We start from the raw sequence: 16261 nt of genomic DNA on the forward strand, positions 1-16261 counted from the left end.
GGAATACCGGAGGACCTGAATGCCGAGCGCCCGCGAACGTATCGAAAGACAAAAGGCCAGCCCGTCGCTGCTCAGGCTTCACCGTGCCCTCAGCCGTCTCAGCTCTACCGTCACCATGATGAACACCGGCGCTCATCCCGATGACGAGCAGAGCGGCCTGCTTGCGTATTTCCGCCTCGGCCTCGGCATGCGCGTCATCGTCGCCTGCTCGACGCGTGGCGAAGGCGGTCAGAACTCGCTCGGGCCGGAGCGCCTTGGCGTGCTCGGCATGATGCGCACCCGCGAGATGGAAGAAGCGGCGCGCGCGCTCGATGCCGACGTCGTCTGGCTCGGCCATGGCCCAGATGACGAAGTGCATGATTTCGGCTTCTCCAAGGATGGCGACCAGACCTTCACCCGCTGGGGCGAGATGCGCACTGTCGAACGCCTGGTGCGTGCCTATCGCAGCGAACGGCCCGACATCGTCATTCCGACCTTTCTCGATGTCCCCGGCCAGCATGGCCACCACCGCGCCATGACCCGCGCAGCCGAAAAGGCAATCGGGCTTGCCGCCGACCCGCAGGCGTTCCCCGAACTTTTCAAGGAAGGCATGAGCCCCTGGCAGGTGGCGAAGTATTATCTGCCGGCATGGTCGGGCGGTGGCGACACCTATGACGACGAAGTGCCACCTCCCGATGCGACGGTTGTCGTCAACGCGCCCGGGCGCGAACCGGCGACGGGCGCGGAATATGACCGCATCGGAGAATGGTCGCGCTACTACCACGCCTCGCAGGGCATGGGTCATTGGCCTGATGTCGCCGAGACGCGCTGGCCGCTGCATTTACTGCTTGCCGCCAACGGCACAAAGGCCGAGACGTCGGTGCTCGACGCGCTGCCGGCAACGCTCGCCGATCTCGCCGCATCGCGAGACCTCTCCTATGAAGCCGCGCAGGCACTGAAGGCCGCCGGTTTGGCCGTCGACAAGGCAATCGCGGCATTCCCACACGCCGATGCGATCATTGCAGCCCTCACCGAAGCGGCTACCCAGCTTGCCGCTGCCCGCAATAACGCCTCGCCCGATTTCCTCGAACGCCATCGCCACCGCCTCGACCGCAAGGCACGCGAGATCGACGCCGCCTTGATCGAGGCCGCCGGCCTCTTCGACCGCGCGACGCTGTCGCCATCGACAGTGGCGCCTGATGAAACGGCTGAACTCACTGTCGATCTGGCCTCCGCCGGCGACAGTCGTTCTGTCGAGGTCGAAGCTGTGCTGCCCAATGGCGTCACGGCCAAGGCGGAGACCATCACCGGACGCCGACGCAGCCTGAAGATCGTTGCCACCGTCGACGCCGCTTACACAAAGCTCTATCCGCCATCATGGTCGGCTCTCGGCGGCAATGGTGACGCCCATGTCGTCATCTCGGCAAAGTTCGGCGATCATACCGCCCGCGCCACCTATGACCTCGAGGAGCCATTTGCCGTGCTGCCGGCAAGCTCGGTCGTGATGGAGCCCGAAGCGCTGATCGTACCGCTCGACGGCACCAGACGCGAATGGCCGGTCAAGTCAGTGGTCGCAGGCAAGGATGCGCCCGTCTCGCTCAACATGGAAGACGGCTGGTCGCTGGCCCAGGCGGAAGGTGGCCAGGTCATCCGCGCTCCCGAGACACGTGTTGCCGGGCTAACCACCATCACGCCGCTGGTCGGCGGCAGGCCGGCATTGCGGCTGACCCCGATTGCCTATTCGCATATCGGCCGCGTCACCCATCGCCAGCCGGAAGCGCTGCGCGTGCTCACGCTCGACCTCAAGCTGCCGCAGGGTGCTGTCGTCGGCTATGTCGGCGCAGGCGCCGACCGCGTCGGGCTTTGGCTCACGCGCATGGGGCTCGACGTCACCGAGCTCGACGCCAAGGCATTGGCCGGAGACCTCAGCCGCTACACATCAATCGTCGTCGGCATCTTTGCCTTCGGCATTCGCAAGGATCTGGCAGCAAGCACCGAGAAGCTGCACCGCTTCGTCGAAAATGGCGGCCACCTTGTCACCCTTTACCACCGCCCGACCGACGGTTGGGATCCACTAGCGACGCCGCCGAGGAAACTCGAGATCGGCTCGCCGTCTTTACGCTGGCGCGTAACGGATCCGACCGCCGAGGTTACGGTGCTGGTGCCGGACCACGTCCTGCTCAAGGGGCCGAACATCATCGGCCCGCAGGACTGGTCCGGCTGGAACAAGGAGCGTGGGCTCTACTTCGCCGCGCGCTGGGACGAGGCCTACCAACCGCTGCTGGCGATGCACGACGCCAACGAACAGCCGCTGATGGGCGCTCTGGTCTCTGCCGAGATCGGCAAGGGCCGCCATACCCACACCAGCCTCGTGCTGCATCACCAGATGGACAAGCTGGTGCCGGGAGCATTCCGCCTGATGGCAAATCTTGTCCAGCCAGCCTGACGGCACGGTGACGCCCGAGGCGGGGGACGAGCGTCACAAGGCCAACCGCGAAGGCATCGTCTGGGTGCTCGCAGACATGCTGCTGGTCTCCGGCGGCATGACGGCGCTCGTCAAGGCGCAAGGGCTCGTCTATCCGGCGTTCCAGCTCGTCTTCATCCGGGCGATGATCGGCTTGCTGTTCATCCTGCCGCTGATCTGGCGCCATCGTCACCACATCCGTCACACCAGGCATCCCTGGCAGAACGTCTCGCGCATCAGCTGCAACGCCATCGCGCTGACCAGCCAGTTCATGGCCTACACGCTGCTGCCGCTGGCGGTGGTCAACGCGCTGAGCTTTTCCAGGCCGCTCGTCACCATGGCCATGGCGGTCGCCTTCCTCGGCGAGACCGTTTCGCGGTTGCGCTGGGTGGGTACTGCCTTCGCCTTCGCCGGCGTGCTCGTCATGCTGGCGCCGGGCGGCGTCGAGTGGAATCTCGGCTTGCTTGCAGTGTTTGCTACGATCGTCTTCGGCTCGCTCGCCATCATCCAGACACGCATGCTGCGCGATGAAAACACGACCGTGATGATGGTATTCTACACTGTCGGCCTTGCGGTCATCACCGCTGTTCCGGCCATCTTCGTCTGGCAGCCTGTCAAGACCTTCGACTGGGTGCCCCTGCTCGGCATCGGGCTTCTGGCGCAGGCCGGTCAATACTGCTTCCTGCGCGCCTATCGCCTTGCCGATGCCAGCTTGCTCGCGCCGATCGGCTATCTCTCGATCGTCGTCACGACTGCCGCCGGCTATGTCTTCTTCGCCGAAGTGCCCGACCAGCGCATCGTCATCGGCGCAATCGTCATCCTCGCCGCGTTGCAGACGACCGCCTATCTCGAACGCCGCGCCAACAGGAAGAAGTGACCTTCGCCAAATCCGCGAGCGTCCTGTTCCCGGAAGCGGGGGAAATCAATCCCAGGCAGCTCCGTCAAGCGCGTTGAGCGGGAACTTGAGATAGCGCTGGCCATTAGCTTCGGGTTCGGGGAGCCGGCCACCATTGATGTTGATCTGCAGTGCATGCAGGATCAGCTTCGGCATCGGCAACGTGGCGTCGCGCCCATTGCGGAACGCCACGAAATCCTCTTCCCGCTCATAACGCGTCAGGTGAATGTTCTGACTTTTCTGGGCGGCAACGGTGCTTTCCCACAACGGGGTGCGCCCGCCAGGCTGGTAGTCGTGCCCGACGAAAATGCGGGTGTCATCAGGCAGCGCCATGATGTCCTGGATCGTCGACCATAACGCATTGGCGCTGCCGCCGGGGAAATCCGTACGTGCGGTGCCGCTGTCCGGCATGAAGACGGTGTCGTGGACGAAAGCTGAATCGCCGACGACATAGGTGACGGATGCCAGCGTGTGACCGGGCGAGAACATCACACCCGTCCTGATGTCGCCGATCTCGAAGGTGTCGCCCTTGTCGAACAGGTGGTCCCATTGCGAACCGTCGGTGCGGAGCTCAGGCCAGTTGTAGATACCGGCCCAGAGTTTCTGCACGTCGACGATGCGCGCCCCGATCGCCGTCGGCGCACCGGTCTTTGCCTTCAGATAGGACGCCGCCGAGAAGTGGTCGGCATGCGGATGGGTGTCGAGGATCCACTGGATCTCCAGATCCTGTTCGCGAACATGGTCCAGCAGCTTGTCGGCGTTGGCGGTTGCGGTTGCGCCCGATTTCTCGTCGAAATCGAGGACCGGATCGATGATGGCGCATTTTCGGGTTCGCGGGTCGGAGACGACATACTGCACCGACCAGGTGCGTGGGTCGAAAAAGGCGGCGACGTCTGGTCTTGCCATCGCTCAAGCCTCGGCCATTTCGGCAGCGCGCGGATAGAAAATCGCACGGCTGGCATCGAAATCGTAGCGCTCCTGATACTGCACCGCGTCCGAAGCCAGCTTCAGCACCGCATCGAGGATGAACTGCACTTTCTCTTCCGGCAACAGCACGCTGAAATTGAGCCTGACAAAACCCGGCTTGCTGATCTCGTCGCCGGCCAGGATCGCTTGGCGCATGCGCTCAGATTCCGTCTCGCCGATCGACAGCAGGCGATGGACATAAGGCCCGGCACAGGCGCAGCCGCCACGCGCCTGGATGCCGAAACGATCGCTGAGCATGCGGGTCACCAGTTGCTGGTGAACATAGCCGCCCTTGCCGTCCCTGACCCGGAACGAAAAGATCGGCAGCCTTTGAGGCTCCAGCGCACCGAGCAGCTCGATGTTGCCGGCGCCGTTCCAGGCCGACATGGCGCGGCTGGTCAGTTCGGCATTGCGAGCCCGCATCGCGTCCGCGCCGAGCGCTTCCTTGACCAGGAAGGCTAGGGCCGCGCGGATGTCGCCGACCACATTGGGCGTGCCCGCCTCTTCCCGCGCTTCCAGGCTGGTGCTGTAGTCGTGGCCCGAGGGCGAGACGAACTTGACGGTGCCGCCGCCGGGCCATGACGGCTTGTCAGTCGTAACCGCATCGCGGCGGACGATCAGCACGCCCGAAGCGCCCGGACCGCCAAGGAACTTATGCGGCGAGATGACCACGGCATCGATTTCAGCGCCTGATACGGGCGACATGGCGATCGGCATGTAGGGTCCCGCACCGGCGTAGTCCCAGACGATCTTGGCGCCAGCCGCCTTCGCCTGCCTGGTGATGGCAGCGACATCGGTAATGATGCCGGTGACGTTGGAGGCAGCCGAAAACGCGCAGACGGTGAGGTCAGCCTCCCATTGCAGCACTTCGTCCAGTGCGACGAGATCAGGTCCACCGGCAGCGCATTCGGCGATCTCGATCACCTCCGCCCCGCTTTCGCGCCAGGGCAGGATGTTGGAATGGTGCTCGTAGGGGCCGATGATGACACGGACCTGCTTGCCGGCTGCAACCGCATCGGTAACACCCAGAAGCTTGACCAGCCGATTGATGCCGGCCGTCGCGCCCGATCCGGCGAAGATGACCGCATGCCTGTCGCTCGCGCCGCAGCACGCGGCGATCGCCGCGCGCGCCTCGCGGCGCAGGCGGGTCATCATGCCGCCGCAGTAGGAAGCCTCGGTGTGGCTGTTGGCATAATAGGGCAAGACTTCCTCGAGCACGAAGCGCTCGATCTGCATCAGCGCCCGACCTGATGCGACATAGTCGGCATAGACCATGGGCTTGAGACCGAACGGACCGTCGATCTTCGCGTCCTTGCCGACAAGGCCGCTGCGCAGCTCCGCGACGACGTCACGTACGGCAAGGCACTCCTTGAACTTGTCCAGCAAGCCGGTGCCGCCAGGATTTTCGCAGCGCTCGGTCTTCATCGAATCTCTCCCGCAACCAACTCAAGGCGATTCTAATCGGATGTGGGAGATGAAACCTCATCGTTTTCGCACGACTTTGGCGCCAACTTGGGTCATATGATCTGAATCATGGAAAAAATCGACGAAATCGACAACAAGATTCTGGCGTGCCTGCAAAAGGACGGTGCGATCTCGCAGCGCGACCTGGCCGAGCGTGTCGGGCTGTCGCAAAACGCCTGCTGGCGCCGCCTCCAACGGCTCAACGCATCAGGCTTGATCCGCGGCACCCATGCCGACATCGACCTTGCGGCACTCGGCTACGACCTGACCGTGTTCGTCATGATCCGCACCCGCCACCACTCCAAGGAATGGGCGGACAATTTCCGCAAGCATGTCGAACGCATGCCCGAGGTGACCGACTTCTACCGCATCGGCGGCGACTGGGACTATCTGATCAAGGTGGTGACCAGGGGCATGTCGGGCTACGACGGCTTCTACCAGAAACTGATCACCAACTTCGACCTGGCGACGGTGACCGGTTTCTTTTCCATGGAAGCGATCATCGAGAACCGCGCCGCGGACCTCGCCCGGCTACGCTAAATCCGATCAAGCCAGCGCGTCGATCATCGTCTCCTGGCCGCCCGAGAGCCAGAAGGCCGCAGTTTGTGGCTCGCAATAGGCAAGAATGTCCTCAGGCGCCGCGCCTGTGTAGACCCCGCGCAGCGCCCGCAGGCTGACACTGTGGGCGACCACGACATGCGGCGTCGAGCGGTCGAGACCGACGAGCCAGGACCGCATGCGTGCCATCAGTTCGACATGGCTCTCGCCACCAGGCATCGCATACCCCCAGGGATCGGCGCGGTCGGCCTCGAACTGCTCGGGAAACGCCTGTTCGATTTCTTCGGCTGAGCGTCCCTCCCAGACGCCGAAAGCACGCTCGACAAGCGACGTCTGGTCGACGAAGCAGTCGAAGGAGACACCCCAGACATCGGCGAGTATCGACGCCGTCTGGCGGGCGCGGCCGAGCGGGCTGACCCAGAATCTGGCGTCCTTGCAAGCGGCGACCCGCACCGCGAGATGTGTGCCCACCTCAAGTGTCCGCCGCACGCCATTGGCTGTCAGCGGCGTGTCCTTGTGACCCTGCAGGCGGCCGGCGACATTCCACTGGGTTTCACCGTGGCGGATGACGAGCATATCGGGAAAATGAAAAGGCATGAATTTCTGCGTGCTGAAAATGGGAGGGATGGGCCGCCGAGCGATGCCGGCGGCCATGATGTCATTCGGCGAGCCATTGCGCCGACGAGGGCTGCAGCCCGACCGACGTCCGGGCGCCCGTTTCGAGCAATGCGTCACCGGAATGGAAGGGCACGTCCACCAACACCGATGCGGTGCCAACCTGCACGCCGTAGCGCACGGTTGCGCCGAGAAACTCTCGATGTGTGATGGTTCCTGCCAGCGCCACGGCGTCTGATGCAACGGTGCCGATGGTTGCGTATTGCGGCCGGAAGACGAGCTTGGCGCCGCGTGGCACGGTGGTCCCTGCCGGGATAGGAATACTGCCCGCACCCGGCACTTCGAACAGGCGATCCGCACCGCTTCCGACGACATGGCCGTCAAGGATGTTCGCCGTGCCGAGGAAGTTGGTGACGAACAGGTTCGCCGGCTTCTCATACAGCCCCATCGGCGTGCCGACCTGCTGGATTCGGCCTTCGTTGAACACGGCGATGCGGTCGCAGACGGTGTTGGCCTCTTCCTGGTCGTGGGTAACGAAGATGGTCGTCAGCTGCAGCCGCTGCTGCAATTCACGCAGTTCGCGCCGCACCTCGACACGCATCTTGGCGTCGAGGTTCGACAACGGCTCGTCGAGCAGCAGCACCTTGGGCTCGATGGCGATGGTGCGGGCGAGCGCGACGCGCTGCTGCTGTCCGCCCGACAGCTGGGCGGGACGCCGCCCGGCCAGATGCTTGAGCCCAACCAGGTTGAGCGCGGCATCGACACGGCGCTCGACCTCGGCCCGCGGCAACCGGCGCTCTTCCAGTCCGAAGGCGACGTTGCGGGCCACCGTCATGTGCGGCCACAACGCATAGGACTGGAACACCATGCCGATGTCACGTTTCCAGGGCGGCATGTCGAGTACGTCGACGCCGCCGACGACCACGCTGCCCTGGCGGGCGGTGTTGAAGCCGGCGATCAGCCTGAGCAAGGTGGTCTTGCCGCAGCCCGAAGGTCCGAGAAAGGCAAAGAATTCGCCCGGCTGGATTTCAAGATTGATGTCCTTCAGCACCTGCAGGTCGCCGTAGAACAGGTTGACGTCGCGAATGCTGATCGCCTTGGCGGGGCTTGGCGCAAGGCCGGTGGTGCTAGCGTTCATGTTCATTGTTCTCTCCCCAAGTTCCTATTTGGCCGATCCGATGGCCTTTTGCCGGCGTTCGATGACGTAGTGCGAAAGCAAGGTGCAGAGCGCCACCATGATGACGGCGATGACCCCGAGCGCGGCACCGGGCCCACGCCCTGCCGGCGACTGCATGAAGACGTAGATGCCGTAGGCGATCGGTGCGTCCGAGTTGCTCTGGATCAGCATCAGCGTCGCCGAGAGCTCAACCGCCGCTGTCGAGAAGCTGGTGACGAAGCCGGCGAGCAAACCGCCGGTCATCAGCGGCAGCACGATCCGGCGGATCGTACGCTGCTTTGTGGCACCGAGATTTTCGGCAGCCTCCTCGAGCGATTCCGACACCTGCTGCAAGGCGGCGTAGCAGGCGCGCAAGGCATATGGCAGGCGGCGGATCGCCAGCGCCAGAACGACCATCACCCACAACGTCGCCAGTGGCGTGCCATCAGGCAACGTCACGCCATAAAAGGTGCGGAGATAACCAATGCCGAGGACGACGCCGGGAATCGCCAGGGCTGAGGTTGCCGCCCAGTCGAGCCAGCGGCGGCCGACGACCTTGGTGCGCAGCACGAGATAGGCGATGGCGCCACCGATGACGACGTCGATCAGCCCGGCAAGCGAGGCATAGATCAGCGTGTTCTTGATGTAGACAGAGCTTTCGTCGAACACCCTGGCGTAGTGAACCATGGTGAAATCGTCAGGCAGCGGGCTGTAGGACCAGACGGTCGCAAAAGACAGCAGCAGCAGGCCGATATGCGGCGACAGGACGAGCAGCAGGATGAAGCCGACGACGCCATAGGCGACGATGCTCTCGCCACGGCTCAGGCTCCGGCGCATCAGGCCGCCGCCGCCGCGCTGCACGGTCGAATAATCCTTGCCGCGCATCGCAACGGCCGACAGCCACATGGCGAAGATCGAAACGATGATCAGGATCACCGAGATGACGTAGCCCATGGGATCGGTCAGACCGACTGAGGTGACGCGCAGATAGGCCTGCGGCGCCAGCATGTCCTTGACGTTGAGCAGCAGCGGCGTGGCGAGGTCGTCGAAAACCTTGACGAACACCAGAGAAGCGCCGGCCAGATAGCCCGGCATCGACAGTGGAAACACGATGCGGCGGAACAGGCGGAAGCCGGACGAGCCGAGGTTCTGGGCTGCCTCTTCCATCGACCGGTCGATGTTGCGCAGGCTGGTCGAGAGATTGATCAGGATGAACGGAAAATAGTGCAGCGACTGAACGAAGATGACGCCGTTCAACCCTTCCATGAAGGGGATGCGGACGCCGAACCAGTCATTGAGCAGCAGGTTGACGGTGCCGTTGCGGCCGAACAGCAGTTGCATCGCCACCGCGCCGACGAAGGGCGGCATGATCAGCGGCACGAAGCCCAATGTCTGGATGACCATCGAACCGCGAAAATCGAAGCGCGTCGTCAACACGGCGAGCGGCAGCGCAATCAGCGTCGCCCACACGACCGACATGCCGGCGACATAGACCGAGTTGAAGAACGAACGGCGGAACAGGTCGGTGGCGAAGAAATCCAGAAAGTTGACGAAGGTCAGGGCGCCGGTGCCCTTCTCGGTGAAGGCCGTGTAGATCACGGTTCCCGCGGGAATGATCAGGAAGATCGCCAGGAACAGGCCGATCAACGCCACCGCGGCGATCTGGCCGGGCTTGGCGGTAACCCGCCGCGGCGGGAACGAAGTAACAAAAGCCATGAGGCAGACTCCGAAATGATATCGGCTGGCCCGGCCGCATCGATGCGCCAGGATCGCCTGCTATCAAGGATGTGAAGAGGTTGGCCGCCCGCGCCAGGCAGGCGGCCGCTGTTGCCCTGACGTCTCAGTCGACGAGGGACAGTGCCTTCTCCGCCTTGGCCTGGGCCTCGGCGTAGTTCTTGGTCGCAAATGCCGCCCACTGCTGCTCGAGCTCGGCCTGGCGCGCGGTCTTCTGCTCGCCACCGGTGAAGGCGTCGCGGATCTGCGGGCTGGCGGCCTCGTCGGCCGTGACGGGCATTGCCGAGATCAGGGCACGCGCTTCGTCGACCAGCGTGCGCGCTTCCGCCACGTCCTTGGCGGCAAGCGCCTTTTCGGCGGCGTAGATCGCCTTGGTCGCGCCCTTCAGCGGATCGAGCTGGAACGAGATCAACTGGTCGAACAGCGTGTCGACGACATCCGTGCGCTTTTTCGACACATCGGCATCGAAGGTGATCATCGACTGGAAGCGCGGATCCTTGAACGGATTCGGGAAGCCTTCAGGCGCGTTCGCATAGAGCGCGGGGTTGATCGGCAAGCGGCGGATCGACGGCTCGAGCAGGACTGACTGACCCTTCTCCGAGAGCAGGTAGTTGACGAAGGTTTCGGCGCCCTTCTGGTTCGGGGCGTTGGCGACGATGCCGATGTTCGCCGGCACCACCGTCGTCACCGACGGGTAGACGAAGCTGACCGGGAAGCCACCGGCCTGCGCCGAGAAGGCAAAGAAGTCGATGACGATGCCGATGCCGGCCTGGCCAGAGTTGACTGCATCCGGAACGCCGAAGGAGCGCTCGGTCACCTGCTGCAGGTTGCCGCCGATGCCCTTCAGCGTGCCCCAGCCCTTGTCCCAGCCTTCGCCCTGCAGCACGGTCTCGATGGTCAGGTGCGTCGTGCCCGAACGCGAGGGTGCTGCGATGGCGACGTGGTCGTGGAATTCAGGCTTGGTCAGGTCGCTCCACTCAGCCGGCTTGGGCAGGTTGTTGGCCTCGAGATAGCGGTCGTTCCACATGATGCCGTAACCGGACGCGGCGAAGCCGAAGTAGAAGCCGTCCGGATCGTTCACAGGATAGGAGCCGACTTTTTCCGGCAACCCGGTCACCGATGGCGCGAACTTGGCCAGCAGGCTTTTGCCCTTGAGGCTGTCGAAGGCGTCGGGCGCCGATGCCCAGAACAGGTCGACCTGGTTGTTGGCCTTGATTTCATCGAGATACTTCACGCCCGAGCTTGTGCTCTTGTTCTGGACGTCGAGCGTGAAGCCCGGATTGGCCGCCTCGAAGCTGGCCTTGAACGGGTCGGTCACATCCTTGGAAAAGGAGGTGACGACGGTCACCTTGCCGCCATCCTGGGCGTAGGCGGTCGAAATGGCGGCGGCCGAAACCAGCATCGCCGCGGCAATGGTCTTCAACATAGGTACTCCTCCCAATGACACCGCCAAATGCCGGCGGCCACTTCATGGACAGCAAGGCGCGTGCCAATTGGCGAAAGCCCTGATTTCCGGACTTTCGAAATGCGACATGGGAAATAGCGGTAACATCTGATCTGCCCGGCATGGGTCAGACGGGTAACATCGCAAGCGTCGGCTAGTGGACGCCGCAGTCGTGTTGCCAAGGTGGTCTAGAATGAATTCGCCGCTGAAGTCGCGCGTCTTTTCATTTTTCGGGGGGATTCCGCTCAGGCATGTGATGCCCGCCCGACGTTGCGATGATAAACGCCCAAGCGGCTCTGCAACTAAACCAGTAGCTATGCTACATGGCGCATTGGCGTTTCCGCGCGCCTGCGACGTAGGGCGTCTGCCACGAATATCCGTGACATGGCATGATAGAGGGGCTCGCGAGATACCAGTCGGGCTGTCCCGTAACCGAGCATCGAGGTCAACATCAGCGGAATGACATTGTCGTGGTTGCCTGTCATTTCAAGAATGATAACAAATGCGGTCATAGGCGCCTGCACCACGCCGGCGAAATAACCAGCCATTCCAAGCAATGCTGCAAGTCCCACATTGGCACCCAAGAGCACCCCGAGACTGCTGCCCAGTCCAGCGCCAACCGACAGAGACGGGGCAAATATGCCACCGGGAATTCCTGACAACATCGAAAACAAGCCAGCGAGTAGCTTTTCCGCGAAATAAAATGTCGGAAGCGGCACACCTTCGACTGCGCTACGGGCCTGATCATATCCGGTACCGAAGGTCAGCCCGTCTGATGAAATTCCAATCAATGCGACACATAGACCACAAGCCCCTGAAAGGATGAGCGAGCGGCCTAGTGGGTGGGGAGCTAGCCATCGGCGCAATCGCCGGGAAATCCTTAGTGCGGCAAGGCTAAAGCATGCGCCAAGCCCTCCACCGACAATCCCGCAAGCAACAATCAGCGGCCAATCTCCTGGAAAGGCGACTGTGGCGTGGGTTATGCCAAAGTAGGTGTAGTTGCCGAGGACACCAAGCGAAGCCAAGCCGGCAAGGATAACAGCGGCCAATACGACGCCGTTGGTCCGTGCCTGATAGCTGCGCCCCATTTCCTCGATGGCAAAAACGATCCCTGCCAACGGTGTGTTGAAGGCTGCAGCGATACCGGCAGCTGAGCCTGCGAGAATAAGGCCGCGTGCCTGTGCCATCCCGCCCCAGCGTGCAACTTGCAGCATTATTGATGCGCCGACCTGAACCGTTGGGCCTTCGCGGCCGATTGAGGCTCCGACGAAGAGTCCGGCAATAGTCAGAGCGACCTTGCCAACAACCAGGCGCAAAGACAAAAGCCGAGCTCGTTCTTGCCCGTCGCGCAGATGTCGAGCCGCGATGGCCTGTGGAATGCCGCTCCCCTGCGACCCAGGGAAAAACTTGCCAGCGACATAGGCACAAAAAACAAAACCCGCTGGAGTGACGAACAAAGGCAGCCAAGATCTTCCATTGTCAGAGAAGAATTGCCGGGACAGGAATTGCGCCTGATCGGCCATCTTGGCAAAAAGAACACTAATCAGACCAATTGCGATTGCTCCCACCCAGAAGACAACACGGGGGCGCCAAAGGCGCGGCGAAACCCACATTGCGCGCGAGCGCCGAAGCATCGGCACCCTACGAGGCTGCTTGGCAAATCTGGTCATGGATGACTTGTAGGCAAATTGTTTCAATCACGAAAGCTAAGCATGCTCATTGGGTGAAAAACCCGCGCCGCATATACCCTTGCTGCCGCAATTCCGAAGGCAGTGCATGGAATGAAGGTGGAAAATGCAAGGTCCGCGAGGTGCTCCCTGGGCACCGGCTTGCGACCTCATGTCAGTCAAGCTCAATCAGAGGCTTTCCATCCAGCACAGCCGCCACGTCCTGATCATGATTTCCCATCATTGCGGCTACGCGCTCCAGAGAGGCTGTCAACATCGCCTGCTCCCAATCGACCAACTTGTTGAACTCGTTCTGAAACCGCGCCTGAACGCCATCGGGTGAGGCAGCCAGCAAACTACGGCCGGCCTCAGTCAATGAAAGCCAAGATTGACGCCGGTCCTGATCGCCCTTGCGGCGCTTTATCATCCCATGGGATTCGAGCTTCTGGATGAGCGCGGTCGTGGTCGCCTGGGTGATACCCATTCGTCCCGCGACATAACCTGCCGTTTGCTCGTTGGCCTCCTCGAGTAACTGCATGAAGACCAACTGGGAAGGGGTCAGCCCGGTCGCGCGCATCACTGCCCTACCGTTGAGTTCCGTGGTGCGCAGAATCTTGCGCATGGCAGTCAATGCCCGCTTGGTCCGGTCTTCCAACTGTCGCAGCCCGTTCTATTTCTCGGTCGCATTCTAACTTCTGATTACTGCAAACCCAACAGCTGTCCACTGCGTTTGCCGGTATCGTAAATAATTTCGCAAAAGCTAACTAATTTCACGTCCTTCTATCAGAACCAAATTCTGATCATCGAAGTGCCTACGAATTTGCGTCATATAATATGTTGTTTTTATTAGCTAATTTGCGCGGCCCTGCGCCTGAGCAGGAGCTTTCCATCAATTTAAGCGGTTGACATTTATTTCGATCAACCTAAGCTTATGACGTTGTCGAGCAGGGATAATTCCGGCATCAGAAAATTTTGGTGGTAGGTTTGTTGAATGAAATAGGGGCCAGTAAGGCGGGCGGCGCTCCTCTCCCGATCAAGGCGACTCGCGGTCCGGCTTCCATTCGCAAGCCACACAAAGGCGACGGCGTGCGCGTGTGGCAGATGATCCGCCAAACACCAGGGCTGGACGACAACTCGCTCTACTGCAATTTGTTGCAATGCAGCCATTTCGCATCCACCTGCGCCATCGCTGAAAGCGACGACCAGATCCTTGGCTGGATGTCCGGCTACATCCCCCCTCACCAGCAATCCACCTTGTTTGTCTGGCAGATATGCGTGAGCGTTGCGGGGCAGCGACAGGGGTTGGCTAGGAAGCTCATTGCCGATGTTTTGACCAGGCAAGCCAGCAGCCAGATCAAGCATATCGAATGCACCATCACCGAGAGCAATGCCGCGTCGTGGGCCCTCTTCAGATCCATCGCCCGCAAGCTCGACGCGCCGATAGCCCAGCGCATTCATTTCGCGCGGGATAGCCATTTCGAACACCTGCATGACAGCGAATTTGCCGTCACCATCGGCCCGTTTCACCGGGAAAGTGCGGCACGTCTCACCGCCTGACGCTTCTGGCAAGAACGGCATTCAAGCTCGAACTCCCAGGGAGACTACCAATGCCCACCACTGGAACCATCGCCGCAACGACCACTTTCGAGCGGGTCGAAAGTCGCGTTCGATCCTATTCGCGCAACTTTCCCAGACTGTTCGACAAGGCGGTAGGCGCGACTTTGTACGACACCGCAGGCAATACCTATCTCGACTTTCTCAGCGGCTGCTCATCGCTCAATTATGGCCACAACGACCCAGACCTCAAACGGGCGCTCGTCGAATACCTGTCGGCGAACGGCATCACCCACGGGCTGGACATGTTTACCGACGCGAAGCAGAGATTTTTGGCGAGCTTCGAGCGCATCGTACTGAAGCCACGGGCAATGGATCATCGCCTGCAGTTTACCGGACCAACAGGCGCCAATGCTGTCGAAGCGGCGATCAAGCTGGCGCGTAAGGTAACCGGCCGCCATAACGTCGTGGCCTTCACCAATGGCTTTCACGGCGTCACGATGGGCGCGTTGGCTGCGACCGGCAATTCCAAGCATCGGGCCGGTGCCGGCACACCCTTGTCGGGCGTCACGCGCGCCGCATTCGAAGGCTACTTTGGGCCTGACATCGATACCGCCAAAATGCTGGAGCGCCAGCTTACCGATCCATCGAGCGGTATTGATGCGCCCGCCGCGATCATTGTGGAAACAGTGCAGGGAGAAGGCGGTCTCAATGTCGCCTCGCCCGAGTGGCTACGCAAGATCGAGGCCATAGCACGCCAGCATGGCGCGCTCTTCATCATCGATGACATCCAGGCCGGTTGCGGTCGAACAGGCGGGTTCTTTTCGTTCGACGGCATGGGGTTGTCACCCGACATCGTCACGATGGCCAAGTCGCTCTCGGGCCTGGGACTGCCACTGGCGTTGACGCTCATCAAGCCTGAGCACGACATCTGGAAGCCAGCCGAGCACAACGGCACCTTCCGCGGCAACAATCATGCTTTCGTCACCGCAACGGCAGCGCTGGAGAAATTCTGGAACGACGATAGGTTCAAAAATGAGGTCGCCGACAAGGCCGCCTATCTCGCCAAACGCCTCGACGCTGTAGCCGAAACCTATGGCCTGTCCATCAAGGGCCGCGGCATGATGATGGGGATCGACGCTGGCTCCGGCAAAACCGCCGCCACCGTCTGCAAGGCATGTTTTGAGCGTGGGCTGATTATCGAAACCTCGGGAAGCCACGACGAAATTGTCAAAGTCCTGGCCCCGTTGACCATTTCCAACCAGCAATTTGCAGCGGGCCTGGACACGCTGGAAACGGCGTTCGCCGTAACCATGGGCACCATGCGCGCCGCTGCCGAATAGGAGTCACACCATGATAGTCAGACAGTTGGAACAAGCGCGTCAGACAGATCGCCTGGTCAACGCCGACGGCTGGGACAGCACACGCCTGCTGCTGGCCGGCGACGGCATGGGCTTCAGCTTCCACATCACCCGCATCCACGCCAACACGAGCCATGTGTTCCACTACAAGCACCATTTCGAGAGCGTCTACTGTCTCTCTGGTGAGGGAACAATCGAGGATCTGGCCACTGGCCAGGTCCATCAGATTCGGCCCGGTACCGTCTACGCACTCAACCTGCATGACCGGCACCGGCTCACCGCCAACAGCGAGTTGGTCATGGCGTGCTGCTTCAATCCGCCGGTCATCGGACAAGAGGTGCACCGCGAAGACGGCTCGTATGAGCCCATTGCCCAGCTTGCGATTGCTGACTGACCTCACTCAG

The 16261-nt window shown here is 61.8% G+C and carries 14 protein-coding genes; 6 read left to right on the forward strand and 8 right to left on the reverse strand.

Annotated elements, in window-relative coordinates; genetic code table 11:
- Positions 1–19: 19 nt before the first annotated feature.
- Together H5P29_RS30795 and H5P29_RS30800 are read left to right on the forward strand one after the other, a co-directional pair.
- Positions 20–2425, forward strand: a complete 2406-nt coding sequence (locus H5P29_RS30795) for a PIG-L family deacetylase (RefSeq protein WP_154384294.1) — start codon at positions 20–22, stop codon at positions 2423–2425.
- The gene (locus tag H5P29_RS30800) at positions 2409–3320 is read left to right on the forward strand and encodes a DMT family transporter (RefSeq protein ID WP_154384293.1); all 912 of its coding nucleotides are present in this window, start codon (positions 2409–2411) and stop codon (positions 3318–3320) included. The genes H5P29_RS30795 and H5P29_RS30800 overlap by 17 nt, the downstream gene beginning before the upstream one ends.
- A gap of 45 nt (positions 3321–3365) precedes the next feature.
- On the opposite strand, the gene H5P29_RS32760 is transcribed toward H5P29_RS30800, so the two are convergent.
- Entirely contained in the window at positions 3366–4244 is an 879-nt protein-coding gene (locus tag H5P29_RS32760; RefSeq protein WP_154384292.1) for an MBL fold metallo-hydrolase, read from the reverse strand.
- A gap of 3 nt (positions 4245–4247) precedes the next feature.
- Complete coding sequence (locus H5P29_RS32765) at positions 4248–5729, reverse strand: aminotransferase class V-fold PLP-dependent enzyme (RefSeq protein WP_067967700.1); 1482 nt, start codon at positions 5727–5729, stop codon at positions 4248–4250.
- A 108-nt stretch (positions 5730–5837) separates the two neighbouring features.
- Here H5P29_RS32765 and H5P29_RS30810 point away from each other — a divergent pair, with 108 nt between their 5' ends.
- Entirely contained in the window at positions 5838–6308 is a 471-nt protein-coding gene (locus H5P29_RS30810) for an Lrp/AsnC family transcriptional regulator (RefSeq protein ID WP_067967698.1), read from the forward strand.
- Positions 6309–6314: 6 nt separating this feature from the next.
- On the opposite strand, the gene H5P29_RS30815 is transcribed toward H5P29_RS30810, so the two are convergent.
- From H5P29_RS30815 to H5P29_RS30840, 6 genes are all read right to left on the reverse strand, one after another.
- A complete protein-coding gene (locus tag H5P29_RS30815) occupies positions 6315–6923 on the reverse strand; it encodes a histidine phosphatase family protein (RefSeq protein WP_083948861.1) in 609 nt (202 codons plus the stop codon).
- A 61-nt stretch (positions 6924–6984) separates the two neighbouring features.
- Positions 6985–8079, reverse strand: coding sequence for an ABC transporter ATP-binding protein (locus H5P29_RS30820; protein ID WP_246670718.1), 1095 nt, complete (start codon positions 8077–8079; stop codon positions 6985–6987).
- 24 nt (positions 8080–8103) lie between these two features.
- Complete coding sequence (locus H5P29_RS30825; protein WP_067967688.1) at positions 8104–9813, reverse strand: iron ABC transporter permease; 1710 nt, start codon at positions 9811–9813, stop codon at positions 8104–8106.
- A 124-nt stretch (positions 9814–9937) separates the two neighbouring features.
- Positions 9938–11257, reverse strand: coding sequence for an ABC transporter substrate-binding protein (locus H5P29_RS30830; RefSeq protein WP_067967686.1), 1320 nt, complete (start codon positions 11255–11257; stop codon positions 9938–9940).
- Positions 11258–11589: 332 nt separating this feature from the next.
- Positions 11590–12945 carry a chloride channel protein gene (locus H5P29_RS30835; RefSeq protein ID WP_154384290.1) on the reverse strand — a complete coding sequence of 452 codons (1356 nt, stop codon included), beginning with the start codon at positions 12943–12945 and terminating at the stop codon, positions 11590–11592.
- 172 nt (positions 12946–13117) lie between these two features.
- On the reverse strand, positions 13118–13564 hold the full coding sequence (locus H5P29_RS30840) for a MarR family winged helix-turn-helix transcriptional regulator (protein WP_083948821.1): 447 nt from the start codon (positions 13562–13564) through the stop codon (positions 13118–13120).
- A gap of 353 nt (positions 13565–13917) precedes the next feature.
- Here H5P29_RS30840 and ectA point away from each other — a divergent pair, with 353 nt between their 5' ends.
- From ectA to H5P29_RS30855, 3 genes are read left to right on the forward strand one after another with little or no spacing between them, the layout of a single operon-like run.
- Positions 13918–14499, forward strand: a complete 582-nt coding sequence (gene ectA / locus H5P29_RS30845; protein WP_246787052.1) for a diaminobutyrate acetyltransferase — start codon at positions 13918–13920, stop codon at positions 14497–14499.
- Between the two features lie 50 nt (positions 14500–14549).
- Positions 14550–15839 (forward strand): diaminobutyrate--2-oxoglutarate transaminase, encoded by a 1290-nt coding sequence (gene ectB, locus H5P29_RS30850; protein ID WP_067967677.1) that lies wholly within the window; start codon positions 14550–14552, stop codon positions 15837–15839.
- A gap of 10 nt (positions 15840–15849) precedes the next feature.
- Positions 15850–16251 (forward strand): ectoine synthase, encoded by a 402-nt coding sequence (locus H5P29_RS30855; protein WP_067967674.1) that lies wholly within the window; start codon positions 15850–15852, stop codon positions 16249–16251.
- Positions 16252–16261 lie beyond the last annotated feature (10 nt).

The organism is Aminobacter sp. MDW-2, from assembly GCF_014250155.1.
Taxonomy (GTDB): Bacteria; Pseudomonadota; Alphaproteobacteria; order Rhizobiales; family Rhizobiaceae; genus Aminobacter; species Aminobacter ciceronei.